This is a genomic window from Alteromonas sp. 4NH20-0056, from assembly GCF_057539655.1.
The window spans coordinates 244,180-266,740 of the sequence record NZ_BAAJLS010000002.1 but is presented as its reverse complement, the minus strand read 5'-3'; the positions used below and the strand labels follow the sequence as shown (position 1 = coordinate 266,740).

The 22,561-nt window shown below is 43.1% G+C and carries 17 protein-coding genes; 12 read left to right on the top strand and 5 right to left on the bottom strand.

The window, feature by feature from the left end; all coding sequences use genetic code 11:
• Positions 1-96: 96 nt before the first annotated feature.
• From AC27EZ_RS04705 to AC27EZ_RS04690, 4 genes are all read right to left on the bottom strand, one after another.
• The gene (locus tag AC27EZ_RS04705) at positions 97-3,357 is read right to left on the bottom strand and encodes a response regulator (RefSeq protein WP_487134487.1); all 3,261 of its coding nucleotides are present in this window, start codon (positions 3,355-3,357) and stop codon (positions 97-99) included.
• Positions 3,358-3,374: 17 nt separating this feature from the next.
• Positions 3,375-3,578: a hypothetical protein gene (locus AC27EZ_RS04700; protein WP_487134209.1), complete on the bottom strand. Its 204-nt coding sequence runs from the start codon at positions 3,576-3,578 to the stop codon at positions 3,375-3,377.
• Positions 3,579-3,589: 11 nt separating this feature from the next.
• Positions 3,590-4,417, bottom strand: coding sequence for an SAM-dependent methyltransferase (locus AC27EZ_RS04695; protein WP_487134208.1), 828 nt, complete (start codon positions 4,415-4,417; stop codon positions 3,590-3,592).
• A 131-nt stretch (positions 4,418-4,548) separates the two neighbouring features.
• Complete coding sequence (locus tag AC27EZ_RS04690; protein WP_487134207.1) at positions 4,549-5,013, bottom strand: hypothetical protein; 465 nt, start codon at positions 5,011-5,013, stop codon at positions 4,549-4,551.
• 231 nt (positions 5,014-5,244) lie between these two features.
• Here AC27EZ_RS04690 and AC27EZ_RS04685 point away from each other — a divergent pair, with 231 nt between their 5' ends.
• From AC27EZ_RS04685 to AC27EZ_RS04650, 8 genes are all read left to right on the top strand, one after another.
• The gene (locus AC27EZ_RS04685; protein WP_487134206.1) at positions 5,245-5,721 is read left to right on the top strand and encodes a hypothetical protein; all 477 of its coding nucleotides are present in this window, start codon (positions 5,245-5,247) and stop codon (positions 5,719-5,721) included.
• Positions 5,722-5,727: 6 nt separating this feature from the next.
• A complete protein-coding gene (locus AC27EZ_RS04680) occupies positions 5,728-5,937 on the top strand; it encodes a helix-turn-helix transcriptional regulator (RefSeq protein ID WP_421132142.1) in 210 nt (69 codons plus the stop codon).
• A 193-nt stretch (positions 5,938-6,130) separates the two neighbouring features.
• Positions 6,131-7,129: a hypothetical protein gene (locus AC27EZ_RS04675; protein WP_487134205.1), complete on the top strand. Its 999-nt coding sequence runs from the start codon at positions 6,131-6,133 to the stop codon at positions 7,127-7,129.
• A gap of 203 nt (positions 7,130-7,332) precedes the next feature.
• A complete protein-coding gene (locus tag AC27EZ_RS04670) occupies positions 7,333-8,289 on the top strand; it encodes a S41 family peptidase (RefSeq protein WP_487134204.1) in 957 nt (318 codons plus the stop codon).
• A 117-nt stretch (positions 8,290-8,406) separates the two neighbouring features.
• Positions 8,407-9,363: a YihY/virulence factor BrkB family protein gene (locus tag AC27EZ_RS04665; RefSeq protein WP_487134203.1), complete on the top strand. Its 957-nt coding sequence runs from the start codon at positions 8,407-8,409 to the stop codon at positions 9,361-9,363.
• A 69-nt stretch (positions 9,364-9,432) separates the two neighbouring features.
• The gene (locus AC27EZ_RS04660; protein ID WP_487134202.1) at positions 9,433-11,409 is read left to right on the top strand and encodes a RecQ family ATP-dependent DNA helicase; all 1,977 of its coding nucleotides are present in this window, start codon (positions 9,433-9,435) and stop codon (positions 11,407-11,409) included.
• Positions 11,410-11,538: 129 nt separating this feature from the next.
• Entirely contained in the window at positions 11,539-12,087 is a 549-nt protein-coding gene (locus AC27EZ_RS04655; protein ID WP_487134201.1) for a YaeQ family protein, read from the top strand.
• Positions 12,088-12,151: 64 nt separating this feature from the next.
• A complete protein-coding gene (locus tag AC27EZ_RS04650; protein ID WP_487134200.1) occupies positions 12,152-12,460 on the top strand; it encodes a hypothetical protein in 309 nt (102 codons plus the stop codon).
• Positions 12,461-12,486: 26 nt separating this feature from the next.
• Here AC27EZ_RS04650 and AC27EZ_RS04645 read toward each other — a convergent pair whose 3' ends face one another.
• Complete coding sequence (locus AC27EZ_RS04645; RefSeq protein WP_487134199.1) at positions 12,487-13,926, bottom strand: flavin-containing monooxygenase; 1,440 nt, start codon at positions 13,924-13,926, stop codon at positions 12,487-12,489.
• Between the two features lie 367 nt (positions 13,927-14,293).
• Between AC27EZ_RS04645 and AC27EZ_RS04640 the strand changes: the two genes are divergently transcribed.
• The 4 genes from AC27EZ_RS04640 (at position 14,294) to AC27EZ_RS04625 (ending at position 22,560) form a co-directional block, all read left to right on the top strand.
• Entirely contained in the window at positions 14,294-16,312 is a 2,019-nt protein-coding gene (locus AC27EZ_RS04640; protein ID WP_487134198.1) for a putative bifunctional diguanylate cyclase/phosphodiesterase, read from the top strand.
• 1 nt (position 16,313) lies between these two features.
• Positions 16,314-18,824: a chemotaxis protein CheB gene (locus AC27EZ_RS04635; protein ID WP_487134197.1), complete on the top strand. Its 2,511-nt coding sequence runs from the start codon at positions 16,314-16,316 to the stop codon at positions 18,822-18,824.
• A 5-nt stretch (positions 18,825-18,829) separates the two neighbouring features.
• Entirely contained in the window at positions 18,830-19,825 is a 996-nt protein-coding gene (locus AC27EZ_RS04630) for a PAS domain-containing protein (protein ID WP_487134196.1), read from the top strand.
• Between the two features lie 233 nt (positions 19,826-20,058).
• Entirely contained in the window at positions 20,059-22,560 is a 2,502-nt protein-coding gene (locus AC27EZ_RS04625; RefSeq protein WP_487134486.1) for an excinuclease ABC subunit UvrA, read from the top strand.
• Position 22,561: the final 1 nt, after the last annotated feature.

Here is a 22,561-nt window from a genome sequence, read left to right as displayed (position 1 = left end):
AAAAGTAAGAGCAGTGACGTAAAGGCACTTATTCATGTTCTATTTGAAAAATGGGGCAGTTTTTTGAACGTATTTGAAGGCTTACCATTAACTTCACTAGGCATTTTGCTCACGGCTTATTTCAATCTGCTGTTTCACTTTTGCACTAACCATAACCAAGGTGGAATACAGCAAATCTATTTGCTCGTCGAAGGCGTCGGTTACTGCTTGCTTATCGTGTTGGATAATTTGCTCAACGGTGTACGTGAATTCAGCTAAATTATAAGCGCCAATGTACCTAAGCGCAGTAATGTAGATATGTGAAATTCTCAAAATAGACGCATAATCTTTGTTATCAATAGCACTTCGAAGGGCGTCAAGTTCGCTAGAAAGCGCGACGAAGTCGTTAAGTAGAACGTGGTAAAGCGCCTCATCATTAAGCAATCCTCGCATGGCTTGCGTTTTATTAATCACCGCAAGTTTATTGCTAGAAGCGGCGTCCGTTAGATTTGCGTTAAAGTCCGGGACCTTTTCGACGGCAGAGTCTGAGGTGTCTTTAACTAATATATTTGCTAGCACTGCGAATAGCTTGTCTGGGTCTATTGGCTTATTAATATGGCCATTCATGCCTGACGCTCTGCTTTTCTCAATATCTTGTTTCATGGCATGCGCAGTCATAGCAATAATCGGTACGTTTAGCTGCAGTTCTTTACGAATGGTTCTTGACGCTGTTAACCCATCCATTTCAGGCATTTGAATGTCCATTAATACAATATCGAATGACGGATCGTCTCGAAGCGTATTTATCGCCTCTAGGCCATTATTTACTACGGTAATCGTTGCCTTACTATCGGCTAACAAACCCAATGCGACTTTCTGATTGAGCGAATTGTCTTCTGCCAGAAGAATTTTTTTACCCGTAAAGTCAGGAATGTTAACTGCCGCTGTGGTCGCTGAAATCGGACTGGAAGTAACGTTGAGGCATAGCTCTTGAATGGTATTTACAAGCTCGCTGGCACCGAATGGTTTTTTTATGAATGTGTGGATGCCGAGCCGGTTTGCTTGCTCATGCATCTTAGGAGAATCGAAAGCAGATAACATGATCACCTTGGGTTGTTTAGCCGAGCGTTCTTGATTCATTATCGCTGCAACTTCGAGACCGTCGATATCAGGCATTTTCCAGTCAAGTATTAAAACGTCGTAGGCGCTATTACATGCAGCCGCAGCACGAAGTTTAGCGATAGCCTCTTGCCCCCCAGAAGCAAGATCTGTACGAATATTGGCAACCGATAGGGCATCAGAAATGGCGTGTCTTGATAAACTCACATCGTCTGCAACAAGCACGTTTAGCGCGGCAAGCTGCTTTGACGGAGACGCTATCTGCTGCTGGGCGGGGTTGTGCTCAACAACAACGGTGAAATAGAAGCTAGCACCTTTTCCAACTTCGCTTTCTACCCAGACGTTTCCACCCATTAACGTGGCTAGCTGTTGGCAAATGACTAAGCCTAACCCTGTTCCCCCGTAACGGCGGGAGATAGACTCGTCACCCTGATTAAAGGGTTGAAAGAGCCTTGCTTTCTGTTTTGCACTTAACCCAATCCCCGTATCTTTAACTTCAAATATGAGCTTTATGCCACCGTCTTCCTGCGTGCTTCTAACACTTACTGATATCAATCCATCGTCGGTAAACTTCAGTGCGTTACTTAGCAAATTATTTAAAATTTGCTGTATGCGCAGCGGGTCACCTATGAGGTTAAGGGGGACATCTCTTGCGATGTGTTGAATAAGCTCAATGTGCTTCTCGTTGGCTCGAGCGAGGTGGAATCTAATCGCTTGATTTACTAGCGAGTCTAAATTGAATTGTGTCGACTCAATATCAAGTTTTCCCGCTTCAATTTTTGAAAAATCGAGTACTTCGTCAATCACACTCAGTAGTGTTTGTGATGCGGCTTCTATCTGAACTAAGTTTGTTTGCTGTTCCTGACTTTCTGCAGAACGCTGAGAGAGTTTAGTAAGCCCTATGATCGCATTTAGCGGTGTACGTATTTCATGGCTCATGTGCGCTAAAAAGTCTGACTTAGCGTCGGTGGCTTTTTGTAAGGCTTGTGCGAGGTTATTTAATGCTTTGCGTTGTTTTCTTGTGCGTAACCATAGGGCAATCACCAATACTAGTGAAACGACCACGCCCGTTATGAAGTAAAGCTGCATTGTGTTACTTTTTTGCTGAGCAAGGTTACGTTGTTCTTTTAGCTCGTTATCTTTTTCAAGCAGTTTAATGGTTTCTTCTTTTTCCGCGATGGCCAAGCGTACGCGATTAAGTGCCAATTGCTGAGATTGTTGTTCGTTAAAGCTTTGTTGGTAGGCTGATTGGTACTGCTTAGCGTAGTCTAGGGCAGATTGGTAATTTTTGGTGCTTTCAGATAGCGACACTAATTGCTCTAAAATATTGAGCGTGACCACCTTATCATTCTGTGCAACATCTTTAGTCAGGCCGGCCTTGAGCTCAGCAATGGCCAGCTCTGTCTCGCCTCGCTGTACATAAATTTCGGCTAATTGCAGTAAGCGAGCACCCTCGTTGTAGCGAAAGCCGACCTGACGATCAGCTTCAGCCGCTTGGTTTAGCCTTTTCAGGGCTTCACTTACGTTCTGCTGCGCAATATGAAGTTCTGCCATTGTACTGTAAACAATACCAATAAACGGATACTCAACGTCGTGAAGTATTTCTTCAGCAAGTAATAGGCTGATTTTTGCGTCTTGGAATGTGCCAAGCTCTTTTTGTGCGTATCCTTGAAAAAAATACGCAATGCCTTGTTCCCGTCGGCTGTCTAGGCGTTTTGCAGTGGATAAATATTGATATCCAAGGGCGAGCATCGCGTCAAAGTCTTTTAGAGACATGTAGACGTTCCCCATTGCTCCGTAAACAAGGAGGACATTGTCACTTTCAGCTTCACTGTAAAGCGCTAAAGCGCGATTCAATGCTTCTAGCGCACCAGCATGTTCGCCTGACAAGTCTAAAATCAACCCTTCCAGCCGAAACGACTCTGCAAGCGCTAGCTTATTATCGCTGGCGTTCGCAAGTTTTCGAGCTTCTAGAAGTGCTTCATACCCTTCAACGTAGTTTTGCTTTAACACGTAGTGATACGATTTAAGATTAAAAAAGTCAGCCTGATTAAATTCGCTAGGCTGTGCGGTGAAAAATTGCGCTAGCTCAGTAAATGTCGTTTCAACCGTTGGGTCATTTTCTTGAATACGTTGTTTTAATCCATCTAGTAGCGTTAATGACGGAAGCGTACTATCGGTATTGGCATTTACAGCGAAAACCGATAGCGTCATCGAAAAAACGATGGCAATTGAGAGGCATCCCCAAAGACGTTTCATTGTCACTTATACATCATTTAATAATTAATAACGCGAGTCGCTTTGCTGGCATCATCAAAGCGTCGTTTCACTTCATCCCAATTTTTCTCTTCAATCAAACGTAGTTCGTCATCTACCAGTCCATAAGCACGTGCTGTTCCAACTGGGTCTTTCTTATACGCTTCCATTAGTTTGCTATTGGTGTCTAATTCTTCTAAAAAATCTACAATTGATTGTTCCACTTTTATTCCTTTTAGTTAGTTTTAGGATGTCGATAATTAATGACTTGTTGTTCAGTCAAACCAAGCGCTCCAAGTCGGTCTTGTCGATACTCTGGTAAACCTAATGAAGGCACCACCAAAGTAGAAATTAATGTGGGTTTCGCCTGCGGCAATTCGCGAAGGGGAATTTTTTGGATGCAGGGTTCACAAATGGGTAAGGTTGCCGCCTCGTAAACGATAACTTCATGAACGTCAGGATAATGTTCCAACAAAATGTCTGTCAACATGACTAATCCGCTGTGACTGTGCGTAGCATCGAGTACACTTAGAGAGGCTTCTCCGGCAAGCCCTATCTGCCAGATTATCTGCGTCATGTAAGGGTCTATACGGTAGTCACGAAACAAGAATTGCGTTGCTTCATAAGACTGACAACCGAATCGAGAAGGGTCGATACCTAAATCGGCAATAAGACAGTCTTCTGCAGATACCCCAGGCAACATTACTGCTTCTAAACCAAGCTCGGTCACTCGGCGAATAGCGTCATGAGAGGGAGTAACAAATACACCTGCATGGCCATAAAACGCAGCACACACCTTATTCCCCTCGACTACGGCTTGCACAATACGGTCTGCCATCTGGCGGTACGTAATGGCGCGAGATTTACCTTCTTCATAAAGGTCATCGAGAGAAATACTATTAGGGTTCAGTTTTTTGACGACGTGCTCGCCAACACGGTTCATGATGCCCATAAACACGATATCAGCATTTTCAATATGGCTTTTCGCCGCCAGCGTCATTTGACCCGCCACGCTGATTCCGGTACCGACAACGGTAAGCGAGCCTTTTTTAGCAGTGTCCATTCCTTCCCTTGCCAGTAATACACAGGTTCCATGCCCACTATAAGACAGATTTTTTGCTTTTACTATGCTTGAAGCGCAATGCCTTACAACACCGTGGTGCATGAGCTAGTGATTTTAAATGATGCGTTGCTCTATTCGTTTGCAGCCTTACGTTTTGCATATACCCACTGAGGAGTGACTACAATAAAAATAAGCAGAATAAATGGCCATATTAGCGAGGCCAATGTACTGAAAAGTGCATAGGACATTACGTAGCCATATTCAGGCCGCTGAGGATTAAGTGCAATAGTGACGCTGCTGCCAACTTCAATAATACCTATGCGCGAATAAACATGGGCATTTTCCCATATCCAATAGGTTTGCTCACCGAGAACATACTCTATAAGTATGTCGTGTCGTTGCGGGGTTCTGTCCGATACCGTCATAAAGGTAGGGCGCTCTTTGGTGACGGTATACTCAACAACTTCACCATAAACCGTATCAAAAAAGAAATAAGCGGGGATTGCACGTTTTCCTAACACTGCGAACGTCAGTATCAGCGCAAATCCTATGCATAACGTTGCCGTTAATTGTTTATATTTCTGTTTATAGGTCATTAACCTTCTCTTTCAGCCTGCCGCACTGACTATATCAGTTATCACGTTAACCGCCGTACTCTTTTCATCGAACACGCTTTTAGATCTGAATTTTATACAAGAAGCACTGTAATTGTAACTTAGTGTTAAAAATACTATACATAGTGACTGGTTTGGTTTACATTTCATGTTGTACTGTTTGCTAAGAACGTTATTACACTCACCGTATTTAACAAGCCATAGAGGTTTACAATGAACATGTCACTGAAAGAAAAGAGTACCTGGATATCTTTGGTTGCAACCGTACTGGTTTTTGGCTGGTACGCGTTAAACGTAGTGAATATTGATATGAGTAATATGCCTGAAAAAGACGTAAATGCTGTCGCTATGGGGTATTTAAGCGGCGCTATTTTATACATCATAGTCATCGAGATTGCGTTTCAGTCACTTATTTCAATCGCCGGTACAAAAGCTGATGTAGAAGGCGATGAACGAGACCGAATGATAGCCCTTACAGCAAATAACAGTGGCTATTGGGTGTTAAGCATTGGCGTCATTCTTACGTTAGGGCAACTATTATTGCCACACCTGCTAGGTATGGAGTCTTCAATAAGAGAACATTTTCCAGTGCCTCTGTTCGAAGTACATGTGCTGCTTTTTGCTTTTATTCTGTCGGAGATTGTTCGTTTTACTCATCAAATTATTCTTTATAGACGAGACGCGGTGTAAAACATTATGGCGATTACCAATAAAGTAAGAGAATGCCGTTTTTTTGCTGATGAAATGACCCAGCAAACCCTTGCCGAAGCGGTTGGCGTTACACGACAAACCATCATGGCTATCGAAAAAAATAAGTACAACCCTTCTTTAGAGGTTGCTTTTAAGATTGCTAAACTTTTTGATAAACCGTTAGAAGAGGTATTTGCCTACATCGATGAAGGTTGATGTATCTTCCTTTCAAAGGTGTGCGTGTTTAACGATAATGTCGTCATATTATTAAATTTTAATTGGCCAAATTCGCTACTTACATATTGTTTTATGCTTAAAGCTTTGTTTTGTATCGTCTTTATTTTTGGCGCTTATTTTGCTTTTTTACATTGTTAACAATGCGTGTAAAAAAACAAAAAAGGATAGGCACATGTATACCGATGAAGATTTAACACTGGCGGTAAAACAAAATATCTTTAGTCAGAATGAGGTCAACCAATTTCGGCAAAGTATTAACGCCCTTCGTAACAGTCCTGCTGTTGATGAAGAGAATTTTCGTTTAATTAACGGGTTCAATGATATTTTCGTCGTCATAGCTAGCGTGCTATTGCTGGGTTCACTAGGTTGGTTAGGTTTTTCTATCACCCCAGCCCTTGGCGGCATTGCCGTTGCGGCAGGCGCATGGGGCCTAGCGGAATACTTTGTTAACAAGCGCCGCATGGCGTTGCCTGCTATTGTCCTGTTGCTCGCCTTTCTTGGTGGCCTTTTTGCTACGCCAATATTATTTAACCCCGATGCGAAAGAGTTTGCCTTAATGATGGCGGGGCTGCTGACAACCGCTGGTGCGGTAGCGCATTGGGCACGCTTTCACGTACCCATCACCATCGCCGCGGGGGCCGCTACGTTAAGCGGCGCGATAGTAGCGAGCACGCTATACCTTTTCCCGGCAGTGCTTTACTACATAGACAACATTGTACTGGTGTTGGGTCTCCTCATCTTTGGTTTTGCGATGATGTGGGACAGTAAAGATACGCGTAGACAAACTCGCGACTCAGACGTTGCCTTTTGGTTGCATCTTATTTCGGCACCTATGATTGTCCACCCCATATTTAATAGCTTAGGTGTTTTAGATGGGAATAGTGGGGTAATAATTTCGGCCGTCGTGCTCGGTTTGTATATTCTGCTAGGTATTATCGCTATTGCTGTTGATCGCAGAGCAATCATGGTTTCGGCCCTAGTTTACGTAATCTACACCTTTTCAACGTTAATGGAGAACTATGGATTTGTAACCTATAGCTTTGCAATAACCGGGCTGTGCATTGGTTCAACCTTGTTACTACTTTCAGCGTTTTGGCACCGTTGCCGTAAGGGGATTGTCGATCTTCTGCCCCAAACTGTTCAGATGAAACTGCCGGTTCTAAAAATATAGAGAAGTATGAAGGTGGCGTTCATCTAATCCCCACTTGTGATTTGACCTGATGTATTAGGTCAAATCACGTTTCCTGCTCGTTCCCTCGTTCCCTCGTTCCCTCGTTCCCTCGTTCCCTCGATTCATACATTAATATTGATATCTCTATTGAAAATGAACAGCCCAGACAAATATCTATGCTGTTCAACTAATTGGGAAATCCATTGAAATTACATTATGCGCTTATAGCACTTTCATTTGTCCTCACGTTAATGTTTGCCAGTGGTTCGGTGCGAGCACAGGACAACTGGCTTGAACAACATGAGATTGAGGTAGCCTTAAAAAACCTAATCATTGCGGTAGAAGCAGACTATCTTTTTGATGAAAACCGAGCGCTTATTGTTGAAAGACTTACCTCAGCAATTAATCAAAGGGATTTTGACGGGCACTATCAGTTTGAACGCTTTAAAAGAAAGCTCGAAAGTATGTTATTTGCTGTAAGTAAAGACTCTCGGTTTGAAATACAGTGGCGTGCGAGCTCGCTGCAATTGGGCGTTAATGGTGGCAAAACCTTTCCTGGCACGATTGAGACGCAGTGGTTTGATGACGGTGTTGCTTGTCTTTTGATAGACGGCGACTTTACCTATTCAAATTCGCAAGAAGATATTAATGAGGCAATGGCGTATTTGATGGATGCGAAAGCATTAGTTATCGATTTAACCGGCGCAGGTTATATCGACTTTGCTGTTGCTAACGGTTTTCTTCAGCACTTTATTCCAGCCGGTCAGCCAATGGTTACCCTATCGCTTGCCCATGGCAACGCGCTAAATATAGTCTCTGAAGCCGATGTTACCCTTAATGATATTCCGGTTTATATTGTAACGTCTTCGTTCGTAGCAGGTACGTGGGAATTTGTAAGTTACACACTTCAGCATGCTGGGCGAGCTACCGTCGTTGGTGAGCCGACAATGGGGCTAAGTACGATGAAAACAACGACTACATTGAGTGAACATATCAGTGTAGTCATGGCGTACGCAGAACCCCTTCACCCCGTTACCAAAGTAAATCACAAAGATGAAGGTGTGACTCCAGACATCGAGTCAAACGCAAACGAGGCACTAGATAAAGCGCTTGGCTTAGCCTATGACGCCATAGCAGATAGCCAAGCGATTAATCAGTAATGCCGTCGACCTAGTGCATAACCTTGTCGCCTTAATAGCCAGTAATATAAATAATTTTTAATCCTACTCATTCACCGCGCTGTATCAAACCTTAACAGACACAAACTAAGCGATTACATGAGTACTACGCATCTTAGCAAAGCTGAATCGGCCCTTGGGTTAACAACAAGAAATTGGTGGAGCATCATCAAGCGCACGTTCGTGCACGTACAGCGCCATAATATTTCATTGATTTCTGCAGGCGTGGCGTTTTATTGCTTACTTGCCATATTTCCTCTGCTTGGGGCCACTATTGCTCTTTATGGGTTGGTGGTGTCACCCAGCGAATTACAAGAACATATGACAATGTTAGTGAGTGTTGTCCCTTCAGATAGCCGATATATCATTGAAGAAAAATTGAATGATTTAACGCAAAAGTCGAACTCTGCGCTAGGGTGGGGCTTCTTATTAACGCTGTTACTTTCATTGTGGAGTAGCAGCAAAGGAGCAAATGCGCTGATTACGGCATGCAATATCACCTATATAGAAGACAATGGACGAGGTTTCTTTAACGGCATGTTGGCGCGCATCGTGTGCACGATTGCAATGATTGCAACGGTGATCGTTGCGTTGCTTTGCATCAGTGTTTTGCCTGAGCTAATTAGCTCTTTTTCCACAGGATTTATTACTGATAAACAAGCGGAATGGATGACATGGCCTGTGCTACTTATACTGTTTAATGTTTGTTTGTCTGCCCTTTATCGTTATGCGCCGCATCGACGAGCGGCACAATGGCGGTGGGTTACGCCAGGTTCTTTATTTTCTACACTGCTATGGATTGTGGCCTCTTTCGGCTTTTCGTTTTATTTAAACGAATTTGCCAGCTACAACGAAACGTACGGTTCGGTAGGAGGCATTATCATATTATTGATGTGGCTGTACTTAAGTGCCTATATCATTTTGATTGGCGCTGAATTAAATTCATCAATAGAACTGCAAACTACAGCAGATAGCACCGTTGGCGAAGACAAGCCCATGGGGGAGCGAAACGCAGTAGTTGCCGATAATACGCCAAAGGATTTAAAGCAATCTTGATGTTGAGGGAATAATCAACATGCCCTTGTTGTATTATACCCATCAATCTCAAGAAGGAATATACGGCTAATGGCCCCAGACTACTCTCAGTTATTACACTCCCTTTTTGGGTTTTCTTCGTTTCGTACTGGGCAACAAGAGGTGGTAGAGAGGCTGTTAAATCAGCGCTCCACGTTGGCCATATTCCCAACGGGTTCGGGTAAATCATTGTGTTACCAATTTGCCGCCACGCAGCTTCCTCATCTTACTTTGGTAGTATCACCCCTGCTTGCGCTTATGAAAGATCAGCTTGAGTTTTTGCATAGCAAGGGAATTGCAGCGGCAAGCATAGATTCAACATTAACAGCACAGCAGAACAAACAAGTAATGCATGATGTACGCACTGGTACATGCAAAATTCTAATGGTGTCGGTAGAGCGCTTTAAAAATGAGAGATTTAGACAGTTTATAGAATCAATTGACGTGTCTATGCTGGTGGTAGATGAAGCGCACTGTATCTCTGAGTGGGGGCATAATTTTCGTCCCGACTATTTAAAGTTACCTGCCTACCAACAAGCGCTAAACATTCCCTTAGTGCTATTACTGACTGCAACGGCGACCAAAAAAGTGAAAGTGGATATGGCGAAAAGATTTGCCATAGCTGAAGATAATATAATTCAAACGGGTTTTTACCGTTCAAACCTTAATGTAAACGTATTGCCAGTACTAGAACCGAGTAAAAACAAGGTGCTGCTTCAACAGATACAGCAGCAAGACGGGGCGGGTATTGTCTACGTTACGCTGCAACAAACCGCTGAACAGGTAGCTCGTTTTTTACAACAAAGTGGGTGCGTAGCGAAGGCCTATCATGCGGGGTTAGACAGTGCACTAAGGCAAAACATTCAACGAGATTTTATGGACAATACGCTGCAGGTGGTGGTGGCTACTATTGCATTCGGCATGGGAATTGATAAATCTGATATTCGCTTTGTTGTCCATTATGACTTACCCAAATCTATCGAGAACTACAGCCAAGAAATAGGCCGCGGTGGGCGAGATGGTAAGGACGCGAATTGCACGGTGTTGGCAAATTTAGATGGGTTAGTAACAATAGAAAATTTTGTGTACGGTGACACGCCAGACCGCGCAGCCATTGCCCGAGTTATCAATGATATTGCCTCACAAGGCGACGCGCTACCTCAAGGTAATGACGTCACAACAAGTGGCAAGTACCAATGGGAAATGCAAATCAATAGCTTAGCGACGCTAAGCAATATTCGTCAGCTTCCTTTAAAAACACTGTTAGTCCAATTAGAGCTCGCGGACATCATAAAGCCTTTATACGCTTACTTCGCCGAGTTTAAGTACCGATTTATTACCAATAAAGCAGACATACTGAACCTTTTCTCTACAGAGCGAAGCCAGTTTTTAGAGGCGGTATTTACCCATACCAATATGAAAAAAGTATGGGGTGTTGTTCAATTCGATGACATTTTTCAACAATATGGCGCACAGCGTTCGCGTATTGTTGCGGCATTAGAGTACCTACATGAACATAATCACATCGAGCTTGCGTCGCGATTGATTACTGACGTATATGAAGTCAATCAACGTGCGTTACTTAAAAGCGACGTTGTAGATAACCTAGCGAATTACTTTGCTGACAACGAGCAAAAAGAGATAGCGCGTATTGACGCACTTGTTCGCTTCTTCGAGTTAGATACCTGTTTGAACGCTCAGCTTTCTGCTTATTTCGATGACAAGCATGCGCCTAAACAATGTGGTCATTGCAGTGTGTGTAACGGGAATGTGGCGAAACTTGAATACTCAACACCTATAGCGATGCCAGATAAAGCCCATGTGGCAGAGGCGATGGCTTCATTAGAGGCGCATGTCGAAGACAAAATTGATGCGCCGCTTACCGCATCCACTTACTGCCGTTTTTTAACTGCGATGACCATGCCGTTGTTTACCCGCTTGAAGGTGAGGCAGGTACCAGGGTTTGGGCGGTATGAGCAAAGTCGCTATTCTGATGTGCTATCAGTGGTTACATCGCTAATGGTTTAGGGCGTGAAACTCAAATAACTGATATTATAGCCCCATCAAAGACAGCGTACGAATAGGCAATGAGCAAGCCTACACACGTCATAGCGAGTGGTTTTTACGTACGCCGTACATTAGGAAACAAAGAATTACATGGCCCTTAAAGCAACGATTTTCAAAGCAGACATATCTATTACCGATATGGATCGCAATTACTATAACGATCACAACCTGACAATTGCCCGTCACCCGTCTGAAAATGACGCGCGTATGATGCTTCGCATTATTGCATTTATCGTCAATGCGCATGAGCAGCTTCAGTTTACCAAGGGCTTATCTGATGACGACGTGCCTGATCTGTGGCAAAAAAGCTACGCTGATGAAATAGAGTTGTGGATTGAGTTAGGGCAACCTTCAGAGCAGCGTATTAAAAAAGGGTGCAACCAAAGTCAGCAGATGATGATTTACGCATACGCGGATAACAGCTTTGATGTGTGGTGGAAAAAAGAGCAAAACAAGCTTCAAATGCGAAAGAACCTGTCTATCTTCACAATACCGGCAGAGATGGCGACAACACTTGCTCAAGCTGTAGAGCGTTCTATGCAAGTCCAAGTGACCATCCAAGACGGACAAATCTGGCTTACGATAGAGAGTAGCCAAGCCAGCGAATGTGTAGAGGTTGAGATTACTCAGCACCAATAATACTTATTGAAGACATGTGGCCGCTATCGGCGACACTTCTTTACTACGCTAGCGAGACAACACCATGAAAAAACTTTCAGCAGTGCAATTAAAGCAGCAAGCGCTTATCTTCGATGTTGCTGATAGGCTCGAAGCGATGGGGCAGGCAGACATCCCAGGCATGTTACAGTGCTGGTTTGACGTAAAATACCATGAGTTTCCTGGCTCACTATTACTGCGCTTTCAATTTGAAGATGAGCAAGCATTAGCCGCTGCAAAACCCGATTTGCTCAAATGGCAAAAACGTTTAAGTGCAGCCATGCTAAAAAAAGGAGTCGTGCTAAAAGATATGCGCAGGCACCTGACGTTTACCACAGAAGGACCTGATGCGTAGGCATCACTAATCGTCCCCTTTTTACCTCAAGAATGAATGTCGAGTTGGCCATCAGAAAATTGCGCTTGGGCTAGCCGTACTTTATCGATGTTGTAGTCTTGGTCTAATCGCCAAGGCGCGACATTTCCCTGTTTAGGAATAATGCTTTGCGCTCGCTCTATGTAGCCTGACGACAAATTAAGAAAGGGCTCTGGCTGAATGTCTGAAGAGGGGGTAGGGACAAAATAGCTAGCATCGTTTTTGTCCAAGTGATTTATTAATCGGCAAATATATTGGGCCACCAACTCTACTTTCAACGTCCAAGACGCATTAGTATAACCGAACACCATACCAAAATTAGGTATGTCTTGAAGTAAGGCACCTTGATAAAACATTTTGCTGCCGGTGTCCTGCACCTTGCCGTCAATGCAGAGGTCTACGCCAGACATAAACTGCAGCTTTAAGCCTGTAGCCGTAACGATAATGTCTGCATCAATATGCTTGTCACTTTTTGTCTTTATACCCGTTTCGGTAATGCAGTCTATTTCGTCGGTAATAATCGACGCTTGTTCGTTATTAAGGGCGGTAAAAAGGTCGGCATCGGGTACTAAACATAGCCGCTGTTCCCATGGATTATATTTGGGCGAAAAATGCACGGCGTCTATATTCTTAAAAAGTAATTTCTGCCGCTCTTTATTAATGATTTTTTTCGCCTTTTGGGGGTGTTTGGTCATGTATTTGAAATAAAAGTTTCCCAACCAAATATTCCGCTTTCTAATGAGTGATGAGGCGAGTTTTTCAGGAAGTAGGGTTTGAACAACTTTGGTAAATAAGTCTCGTTGAGGCCTCGATAAAATGTAAGTCGGTGAGCGTTGAAGCATAACCACATGTTTAGCTTTTTCTGCCAAAATAGGCACCAGCGTTACGGCCGTTGCGCCACTGCCAATAACCACAACATTTTTATCTTTATAATCTAGGTCGTGTGGCCAAAACTGGGGGTGAATTAGTTTGCCATTAAAGTTTTCACTACCTTTAAAATTAGGAGAGTGCGCTTGTTCATAATCATAATATCCGCTACATGCAAATACAAAGCTAGCCTCTATAGTACTGTCACCCTCAGGTGTGCTGACACTGATTTCCCATTTCTTTATTTGGCTGTTCCAGTTTAGATGGGTCACCTTGTGTTGGTAACGTATATGTTTGGTAATGCCAAATTTCTGCGCGGTATCGTCAAGGTAATTGCAGATACGATCGCCCGTAGCGAGCGACGATTTTTCAGTCCAAGGGTTGAACTGATAGCCATAGGTATACATGTCACTATCAGAACGTACACCAGGGTATGTAAATAAATCCCACGTACCACCAAGGCTTTCTCGCCCTTCTAGAATAAGTAGCGATTTACTCGGGCAGTTTTTCTTCAAATAATAACTTAACCCTATGCCAGAGAGACCTGCACCAACAATTACAATATCGACGACTTTTTTCATGACACTCTCTTATTGAAGCGTTTTAGATTCGACGTTTCCGCATAATCTAAAAAAGTATGCATAACGGTCAGTTGTGTTTAAAAATGTACGCGGTTGGGAGTAAAAGCGCAATGACGTTATCGATAAGGTTGTAGTATTCCATCGTGTCAGGTTGGTTTGCACCAAATTTTATCAAACGCTCGAGTTATACTTTAGTCTGCTTTTTTCCTTCACCTTACCTCTAGTTACATTATTTCTATTTTTTTTCAATAGTTTATGTTTTCGTATACTAAAGAGTAAGCCTAACGGTAGTGTTAAAATTACAATATTGGTTTACCTTTAAATAAGGGTAAACCAATTAAAAACGCACTTCGCACAGGCAGTATAAATGGGTAAAGCTGATGTCAATGCTATTTTGCAGCTAGGCAACGTTCCTAATATGGAGCTAATGGAAATGTTAGTCGCGTCGAACGATGGCTTCGTTGCATATTATGATAAAGAAGGGAAGCTCGCTGGCTGTCTGCTCGAAGAACACCTTGGTTACATAAAGGCTTCTCTCCCCCAAAGCCTAGCCCCAAGTTGGTTACATGATATTGAGGCGCTACCGCGTTCGGTAAATATTGATTCGATGGAGGGCAACACGTGTATTTTAGCGCTCAACGCCGATGAAGCTGCGCCATACGCCTTGTTTGTACTCAGTGAGTTCAAGTCACTCATTAAAATAATACATGATTTACCTGTAGGCGTTATTTATCTCAATAAATACTGGGACGCGGTGTTTATTAACGCGAAGTGTGCCGAACTAGTAAACAGCGACATAGAGTCTATGCTTGGGCGGCAATGGATTCGTTACCTTCCGCCTGAACTTGATAGAGAGTTTCATCAACATATAAAAGACGTGCGTACCTGTCGGGAGCCGCTCCGCAAACAAATTGAATATATTACTCCGCTTGGCAGGTCTTACACTTTTTTGGTCCAACTTGTTGCCTATTTTGACCATCGCAGTGAATTTATAAGTGCAGCTATTACCGTCAACGACATAACAAAAGAGTCGCATGCTGTTATGAGATTGCAATACACAGCTGAGCATGACCAACTGACGGACCTTTATAATCGTTCGGCGTTTATTTCTAAGGCAGAGGCACTTGAAACAACAGATTTTAACAAAGCCCTTTTCTTGTTTATCGACCTAGACAGATTTAAAGAAATTAACGATACGTTGGGGCATAAGTTTGGAGACCGGGTGCTTGAAATTGTTGCGCGCCGAATAAATTCTACTATCCGTGATGACGATTTGAGTGCTCGCTTTGGTGGTGACGAATTTGTCATTTGTATGCCTAATGTTTCAAGTAATGAAGTGGTAACACAAGTTGCTACCAAAATAGCAAATTCACTAAATTGCAGTGCAACGATTGAAGGAACGGACGTTTATATAAGAGCAAGTGTCGGTGTTGTATGGACGCCAACAATTGTGTTTGATGAAGAGACCAGTCGTGCTGAAAAGGTTCAGGCGCTGATTGATGCTGCAGACCAAGGGATGTACGAAGCAAAAAGAGGGTATTTGACCCATGAAAACTTCAAGATTTATGACATCAATTTAAGGCAGCAGCGTTTATTACTTCAAAATCAAAAAGACGAGCTTTGTCATGCGCTTGATAATGATGGTCTCACATGTCACTTCCAGCCCATTTTTAACAAAGCGGGATGCGTAGCGTCGTTAGAGGCTTTAGCGCGATTTAAAACGCCATTGCAATACTTTGACGGCATCGAGGAGGTTATCGTTTTTGCCAAACGATTAGGTATAGAAAGCACCTTTTTTAAAAGTGCGCTTCAACAGGCTATTGAGGGGTTCTCTAGACTTCTTTGTTACAACCCAAGTCTAATGGTAAATTTAAACGTAGATGTGTCGCAATTAGAAACACCGATGTTCGTATCAGAAATAAAGACACTTTGTTTGAGCCACAAAATCCCTTTTACTCAGGTAAGAATTGAAATTACAGAAATTATGCTTGAACGCAGCAGTTCACGGTTAGACGCCCATATAAAACAGCTGATCAAACTTGGTTTCTCAATTTCAATGGACGATTTTGGGACGGGATACAGCTCGTTTAAGCGCCTCCTAAATTATGATTTTAACGAACTCAAAATTGATAGATACTTTGTAGACAGTTTAGTGAAAAGTAATAAATTCGAAAAAATGTTTAATGCTATGGTAGCGGTAGGTAAAAGCTTTAATTTGAAGATACTTGCCGAAGGAATTGAAACAGAACAGCAGTACAATAAGTGTAGGGAGTTAGGGGTAGAATTGTTTCAAGGATATTTTCTATCTAAGCCCATGAGCATCGCTCATTTAGAAAAAAGCACCCTTTTAAATAGCGGTGAGCCTTCATTGATAGAGAGTAGATAAAATGGATAACAAGGATACGAAAATGGCACCAAAGTACATTGTTGGGATTGGCGCATCTGCTGGAGGCCTTGAAGCACTTCAAGAGTTATTTAATGAGTTGCCCTCAGACTTAGGGGTTGCATACGTAATTGTTCAGCACCTCTCGCCCGATTTTAAGTCGATGATGGACGAATTACTGAGTAAAAACACGTCGATGGCGGTACATCAGGCTGAAGAGGGAGAAGAGTTAAAAGCCGATACGGTATTTTTAATACCAGCAGGCAAATTAATGCGAATAGCGGAAGGAAAAATTTACCTTTCTGATCTTCCTCCTGATAACCGAATCAATCTTCCTATCAACGAATTATTTAGAACACTTGCAGAAGATGCGCAAAACCGTGCTATTGGTATTATTTTATCAGGTACGGGTTCAGATGGTAGCCGCGGTGTATTATCACTAAAAGAAATGGGCGCGATGGTTATTGCGCAAGACCCCAACGAAGCTAAGTTTGATGGCATGCCATTAAATGCTATTAATACTGGGTCGGTTGATTTTGTGCTAAACATTGGTGAAATACCAGAACAGATAAAGCGTTTTATTCAGCATCCACTGGCAACAGAAAAACATGGTAAGTTTAGAGATCACCTCTCAAAAAACTCAAAAATTTTAGATGACATTATTGGGTTGATCCACAAGCGTACGGAACTCGATTTTAAAGCATATAAAGAGTCAACGGTGTCCAGAAGAATTGAACACCGTATGAGCATCAATAGTAAGCACACATTATTCGAATATTGGGAATATCTAAACAGCTCACCTGAGGAAGTAGACTTAGTAAAGCAAGATTTATTGATTGGTGTTACACAATTTTTTAGAGATGGCGAGCTGTGGGATTATCTGTATGAAACCGTTGTTAAACCTATAGTACTAGAGACATCGCCTAAAGATAGAATTCGGATATGGTGTGCAGGGTGCTCGACCGGAGAAGAGGCATATTCGTATGCCATGCTATTTGCAGAAGCTATGGAGGAACTGCAAATAGAAAGGCAGGTTACTGTTTTTGCGAGTGATATAGACCAATCTGCTATTGCGTTTGCGGCAAATGGCGTTTATCCATCGAGTATTTCCTCTGAAGTGCCAGTTGAATATTTGGCCAAGCATTTTAATTTGCAAAGCGATAACAGCTATCAGGTTTCAAAAACGCTTCGAAATATGGTGGTATTTGCCACGCACAATTTAATTCAAGACCCTCCATTTTCAAACATGAACTTGGTGAGCTGTAGAAATACGCTTATCTATCTACAAGTTTCTGCGCAGCAAAAAGTAATGGCCTTCTTTCATTTTGCACTTAAAGTGACAGGCACCTTAGTTCTAGGTAGTGCAGAGTCTCCTGGAAGTTTTAGTGTTTACTTTGATTCGGTAGAACCTAAAAAACGAATATATAAGAAGACGAGAGATATAAAAGTACCATCGTCGAATATAGATACCACGTCGTTTCGAGCGCGTCAGTATAGCCCTAAAGCCGTAGCCAACTTTATCAACACCTCAAATAAACGGATTGCAAAAGAGCGAAAGTCGTCTGCAATCGGGCATCAAGCTGTTATGGACGAGTATTTGCCACCTACCATCATTACTGATGAAAAGCTTCGCGTGGTATATAGTTATGGTGATACGGCTGAGTTTACCTCTAAATTGCGTCCGGGTTCGGTAACTAATGACTTGTCTGATGTGTTAAATGATCACCTCTCTAGTGTCGCAATATCGGCAGCTCATCAAGTACTGCGCGATAAAACATCGTTGGTGATGAAAGATGTTCATGTAAAAAATGACGAAAGTTGGTCGCTTCGGTGCTTTCATTTTGTAGAAAACGGGCCAGATAATTCTTATCTTGCAATCAGCTTTATCCCTCCGGGAGAAGAGAATACAAAAAAATCTGATGTGGTATATCAAAGAGGCGACCAATCAGAGAAACGAATTGAAGAACTTGACAATGCGTTGATTGAATGCCAGAAATTGTACAGAGAAGCGCTTGAAGACTTGGACAGCACAAGTGAAGAACTTCAGTCTAGCAATGAAGAACTAATGGCGGCCAATGAAGAGCTACAGTCTACTAACGAAGAATTGCAGTCGGTTAACGAGGAGCTTTATACCGTTAATAGTGAGTATCAGCTTAAGATTACAGAGCTAACGGATATTAATAACGACTTAGAGAACCTAATGACCGCAACGCGCTTAGCGGTGTTATTCTTAACGAGTGATCTTAAAATAAGACGCTTTACTCATGCACTTAAGCAATACGTCAATATCATAGACTTTGATATTGATCGAGACTTTAGAGATCTGTCTTTTAAAAAGCCTCTAGATGGGTTAGATCTTCTTGTAGATCAGGTCAATAAAGGTAAGGAGAAAGTAGTGAGTAAAGTATTTTCATCGGCCGAAAACGATGAGGAGCTAGAGGTTATGATTAGTCAGTATTCGACAGGTGATTCTGCCAAAGGTGTCATAATGTCAATTGTTCAACTGGTAAAGTAGGGAATATGGACACAACTAGTCGGCTTGAAGGAGGGCAGCATTATCTTGAAAAAGAGTTGCACATGTTGCTTCGTGAAGACAAGCTTATGTTTGAGTTTTTTCAGGAAGATGTCGTTGATGGGCTATGGTATTGGGATTTAGTTGAGCCAGAAAATGAATGGATGAGCGCTAAATTCTGGCGGCTTTTTGGCTATGATCCCGAATTTAAAACGCATAAAACCCACGAATGGCAAAACTTAATTTTTGAAGAAGATTTAAAAGTTGCTACACGCAATTTCGAGCTTCACCTAAGAAAGCCAAGCATACCTTATGATCAGATTGTGCGTTATCATCATAAAGATGGGTCTGTTGTGTGGGTAAGGTGCAAAGGGGTTGCTATTCATAATAGCAATGGCGAAGCGGTGAGGATGTTGGGCTGCCACCTAGATATGACCCGTTTCATGGAGAAGCAACAAGAACTTTTAGGCCTTAAAATTAAGTATGATAGAGCGTGTAGAGAGCTTAAAGAGTTAGAAACTAACCTGAACCGCAGCAAAGCAATGAATAGTATGTTTGCGCAGCGACTTGAAAACGAACAGGCTCACGACGATTTTGGTATTGCTGGACAACAATATTTTGTAAGTCAAACGCAAAATTTGGTAAAGACGGCGAGGCGCTGTAACCTTACGCTCAACACGCTGCATTTTTCTATCAATGCCGTGAGTGGAGACATTACGAGACAATCTGAAGCAAAAAGTTTTTTTGGTAGGCACGTACTCGCGATGATAGAGGGAGGCATAGCCTATCAATTTTCAGACGATTTTTTCGGCATTATAGCGTTATGTTACAGAGATGATGATGTCGCCACTTTACGAGAAAATATTATTGCACTGCAGGCCAATGCAGGCTGGATAAGCAGTGCGCCTGTTTTTGATATAACATATCGTGATATTGAGGTAACAGAGGAAACGGTGGAACGATGTGTCGATTTGGACGCAATTCTTACATTGTTTTTTATGTGATTGAGGCTCATCTTTCCGTTTTATTGTTATTTATATGTGTTTTGTAAAGCAACATTACGCGATTTTTTAGTATCGATTTAACATGCGTTAATTCTACAGCAACGCCCGCCCGGTTAGCCGAGCGGGCTTTTTATTTTGTAGTAACGAATGCGTGTCAGGTGCAATAAGAATGTGATCGTTATTGTGATGTTTTGTCTACCCAATACCAGGAGTAATTAACGTTTAGGGAAATGATGAAACAAAAAAATGAGGGTTGTGTTCAAGTCCGCGGTGCCCGAGTGCATAATTTAAAAGACCTCAGTGTAGATATCCCGCGCAATCAATTGGTGGCATTTACCGGTATATCAGGTTCTGGAAAATCCTCTCTAGCGTTTGGTACGCTGTTTGCGGAAGCGCAGCATCGTTACTTAGACTCTGTTTCACCTTACGCGCGACGACTTATCGATCAAATTGAAAAACCCGATGTGGATAGTATAGAAGGGTTACCGCCTACGGTCGGGTTACACCAGCAGCGCGGGGCGCCTTCTATACGTTCTACCGTGGGTAGCATTACCACCATATCAAACAGTTTGCGCATGCTCTACTCGCGCGCAGGCGACTACCCTGATGGTCAACATATTGTTTATGCCGACGGCTTTTCGCCAAATACGCCTCAAGGGGCATGCGAGTATTGTCATGGTATAGGAAACGTTTTCGACGTAACCGAAGACACATTGGTGCCCAACCCACAGTTGTCTATTCGACATGGGGCGATAGCAGCATGGCCTGGCGCGTGGCAGGGCAAAAACTTAGTAAGAGTTTTACTGTCGTTAGATATCGATGTGGATATTCCGTGGCAAGACTTACCGAAGGCTGTACGAGATTGGATTTTATTTACCGATGAAACACCGCAAGTACCGGTGTATCGAAACTACAACTTGGCCCAAACCCAAAACGCAAGAAAAGAGGGAGAACCTGCCAGCTATAATGGTAAGTTTATCAGTGCTAAACGCTATGTATTAGATACGTTTAAAACATCACAAAAAGACAAAATAAAACAACGTGTTGCTGCGTTTCTACATGTGTCGACATGCACTGTGTGTAACGGCAAAAAACTGAAAAAGGAGGCGTTATCGGTCACGCTTCACGGTCTCGATATCGTTGCGTTTTCTGAATTGCCTGTGAGTGATGCAATGTCGCATTTGACCTCGCTGCTGGATGCCGCTGCTAACGGTTCAACCGAGCGCAAAAAAGTTATCAACAATGTGGCCAGTGATATCATCGCGCGGATAAAACCCATCATGCATCTTGGATTGGGCTACGTATCGTTAGCACGAAGTACTACCACACTGTCACCCGGTGAACTGCAGCGTTTGCGGTTAGCCACACAGATAAAGTCGAAGCTTTTTGGCGTGGTGTACATCATGGATGAACCCTCATCTGGTCTTCACCCTTCAGATATTAGTGCACTAATGGATGCATTTGATGAGTTAGTGGAAGCCGGTAATTCGGTATTTATTGTAGAGCATAACCCACGCGTCATACGCCATGCGAATTGGTTGGTAGACATAGGGCCTTATGCCGGAGTAAATGGCGGAGCGCTTATTTATAGTGGCCCTGTGAAACAAGCTGACAATGTTGAAGGGTCTATCACGTCATCTTATTTGTTTAATTCAGCCACCCATCTTGATAATGAAAAACGTGCACCGCAATCGTGGTTAGGGTTAGAGAGAATTTCAGTCAATAACCTCAACGCGCTTGATTGTTCAATACCCTTAGGAGTAATGACAACGGTAACTGGCGTGTCGGGGTCGGGCAAATCTAGCCTAGTCAGTAAGGCTCTGGTCGAGTTAGTGGGTAATTTTCTGGGTAAGAATAACGGTGTTAAACCAGAAGAAACACATACAGAATTTAACGACGCCGCCTTGTTGAACGAAGCGCGTTTAGAGCCGGTGAGCGGCGCAATTACTGCGGGGAGTGATAGCGTAAAGCGATTAGTTGTCGTAAGCCAAGCGCCAATAGGTCGAACGCCGCGGTCGAACTTGGCAACCTATACGGGGCTGTTTGATCATGTACGCAAGGTGTTTGCATCAACACCCCTTGCTAAGCAGCGTAAGTATGACGCGGGGCGTTTTTCTTTTAATGTGAAAAAAGGGCGGTGTGATAACTGCGAAGGCGTAGGGTTCGTGTCTGTCGAACTATTGTTTATGCCCAGTGTGTACTCGCCCTGTCCGGTGTGTGAAACCCAACGCTACAATAGCGAGACATTAGAGGTTACTTGGAAAGGGCTTTCTATTGCCGATGTGCTGTCACTAAGTGTCAGCGATGCACGTAAGGTATTTGAAGGAGAGGCTGCCATTATGCGTGCGTTAAATGCCCTAGACAATGTGGGTTTGGGTTATTTAAAACTAGGGCAACCCGCTACCGAGTTATCTGGGGGGGAAGCGCAGCGCATAAAGCTTGCGACAGAGCTTAAGCGTGCAGAGAAGCGCCATACACTTTACGTGCTAGATGAGCCCACTACGGGCTTGCATCCTGCTGATGTAACCTTGTTAATGACACACCTAAACGCGTTAGTAGACGCTGGCAACAGTGTGGTAATGGTTGAGCACAACATGCAGGTTGCAGCCGCTAGCGATTATATTATCGACATGGGGCCGGGGGCAGGCGACGCGGGTGGTTCTATCGTTGCACAAGGTACACCGCAAGACGTGGCGAACAATGTGAAAAGTAAAACCGCGCGCTTCTTGCGTTAAA

Coding starts and splice junctions, on each gene's coding strand:
- AC27EZ_RS04705 (WP_487134487.1), bottom strand. CDS start 3,357: ATGAAACGTCTTTGGGGATGCCTCTCAATTGCCATCGTTTTTTCGATG.
- AC27EZ_RS04695 (WP_487134208.1), bottom strand. CDS start 4,417: ATGGACACTGCTAAAAAAGGCTCGCTTACCGTTGTCGGTACCGGAATC.
- AC27EZ_RS04690 (WP_487134207.1), bottom strand. CDS start 5,013: ATGACCTATAAACAGAAATATAAACAATTAACGGCAACGTTATGCATA.
- AC27EZ_RS04685 (WP_487134206.1), top strand. CDS start 5,245: ATGAACATGTCACTGAAAGAAAAGAGTACCTGGATATCTTTGGTTGCA.
- AC27EZ_RS04680 (WP_421132142.1), top strand. CDS start 5,728: ATGGCGATTACCAATAAAGTAAGAGAATGCCGTTTTTTTGCTGATGAA.
- AC27EZ_RS04675 (WP_487134205.1), top strand. CDS start 6,131: ATGTATACCGATGAAGATTTAACACTGGCGGTAAAACAAAATATCTTT.
- AC27EZ_RS04665 (WP_487134203.1), top strand. CDS start 8,407: ATGAGTACTACGCATCTTAGCAAAGCTGAATCGGCCCTTGGGTTAACA.
- AC27EZ_RS04660 (WP_487134202.1), top strand. CDS start 9,433: ATGGCCCCAGACTACTCTCAGTTATTACACTCCCTTTTTGGGTTTTCT.
- AC27EZ_RS04655 (WP_487134201.1), top strand. CDS start 11,539: ATGGCCCTTAAAGCAACGATTTTCAAAGCAGACATATCTATTACCGAT.
- AC27EZ_RS04650 (WP_487134200.1), top strand. CDS start 12,152: ATGAAAAAACTTTCAGCAGTGCAATTAAAGCAGCAAGCGCTTATCTTC.
- AC27EZ_RS04645 (WP_487134199.1), bottom strand. CDS start 13,926: ATGAAAAAAGTCGTCGATATTGTAATTGTTGGTGCAGGTCTCTCTGGC.
- AC27EZ_RS04640 (WP_487134198.1), top strand. CDS start 14,294: ATGGGTAAAGCTGATGTCAATGCTATTTTGCAGCTAGGCAACGTTCCT.
- AC27EZ_RS04635 (WP_487134197.1), top strand. CDS start 16,314: ATGGATAACAAGGATACGAAAATGGCACCAAAGTACATTGTTGGGATT.
- AC27EZ_RS04630 (WP_487134196.1), top strand. CDS start 18,830: ATGGACACAACTAGTCGGCTTGAAGGAGGGCAGCATTATCTTGAAAAA.
- AC27EZ_RS04625 (WP_487134486.1), top strand. CDS start 20,059: ATGAAACAAAAAAATGAGGGTTGTGTTCAAGTCCGCGGTGCCCGAGTG.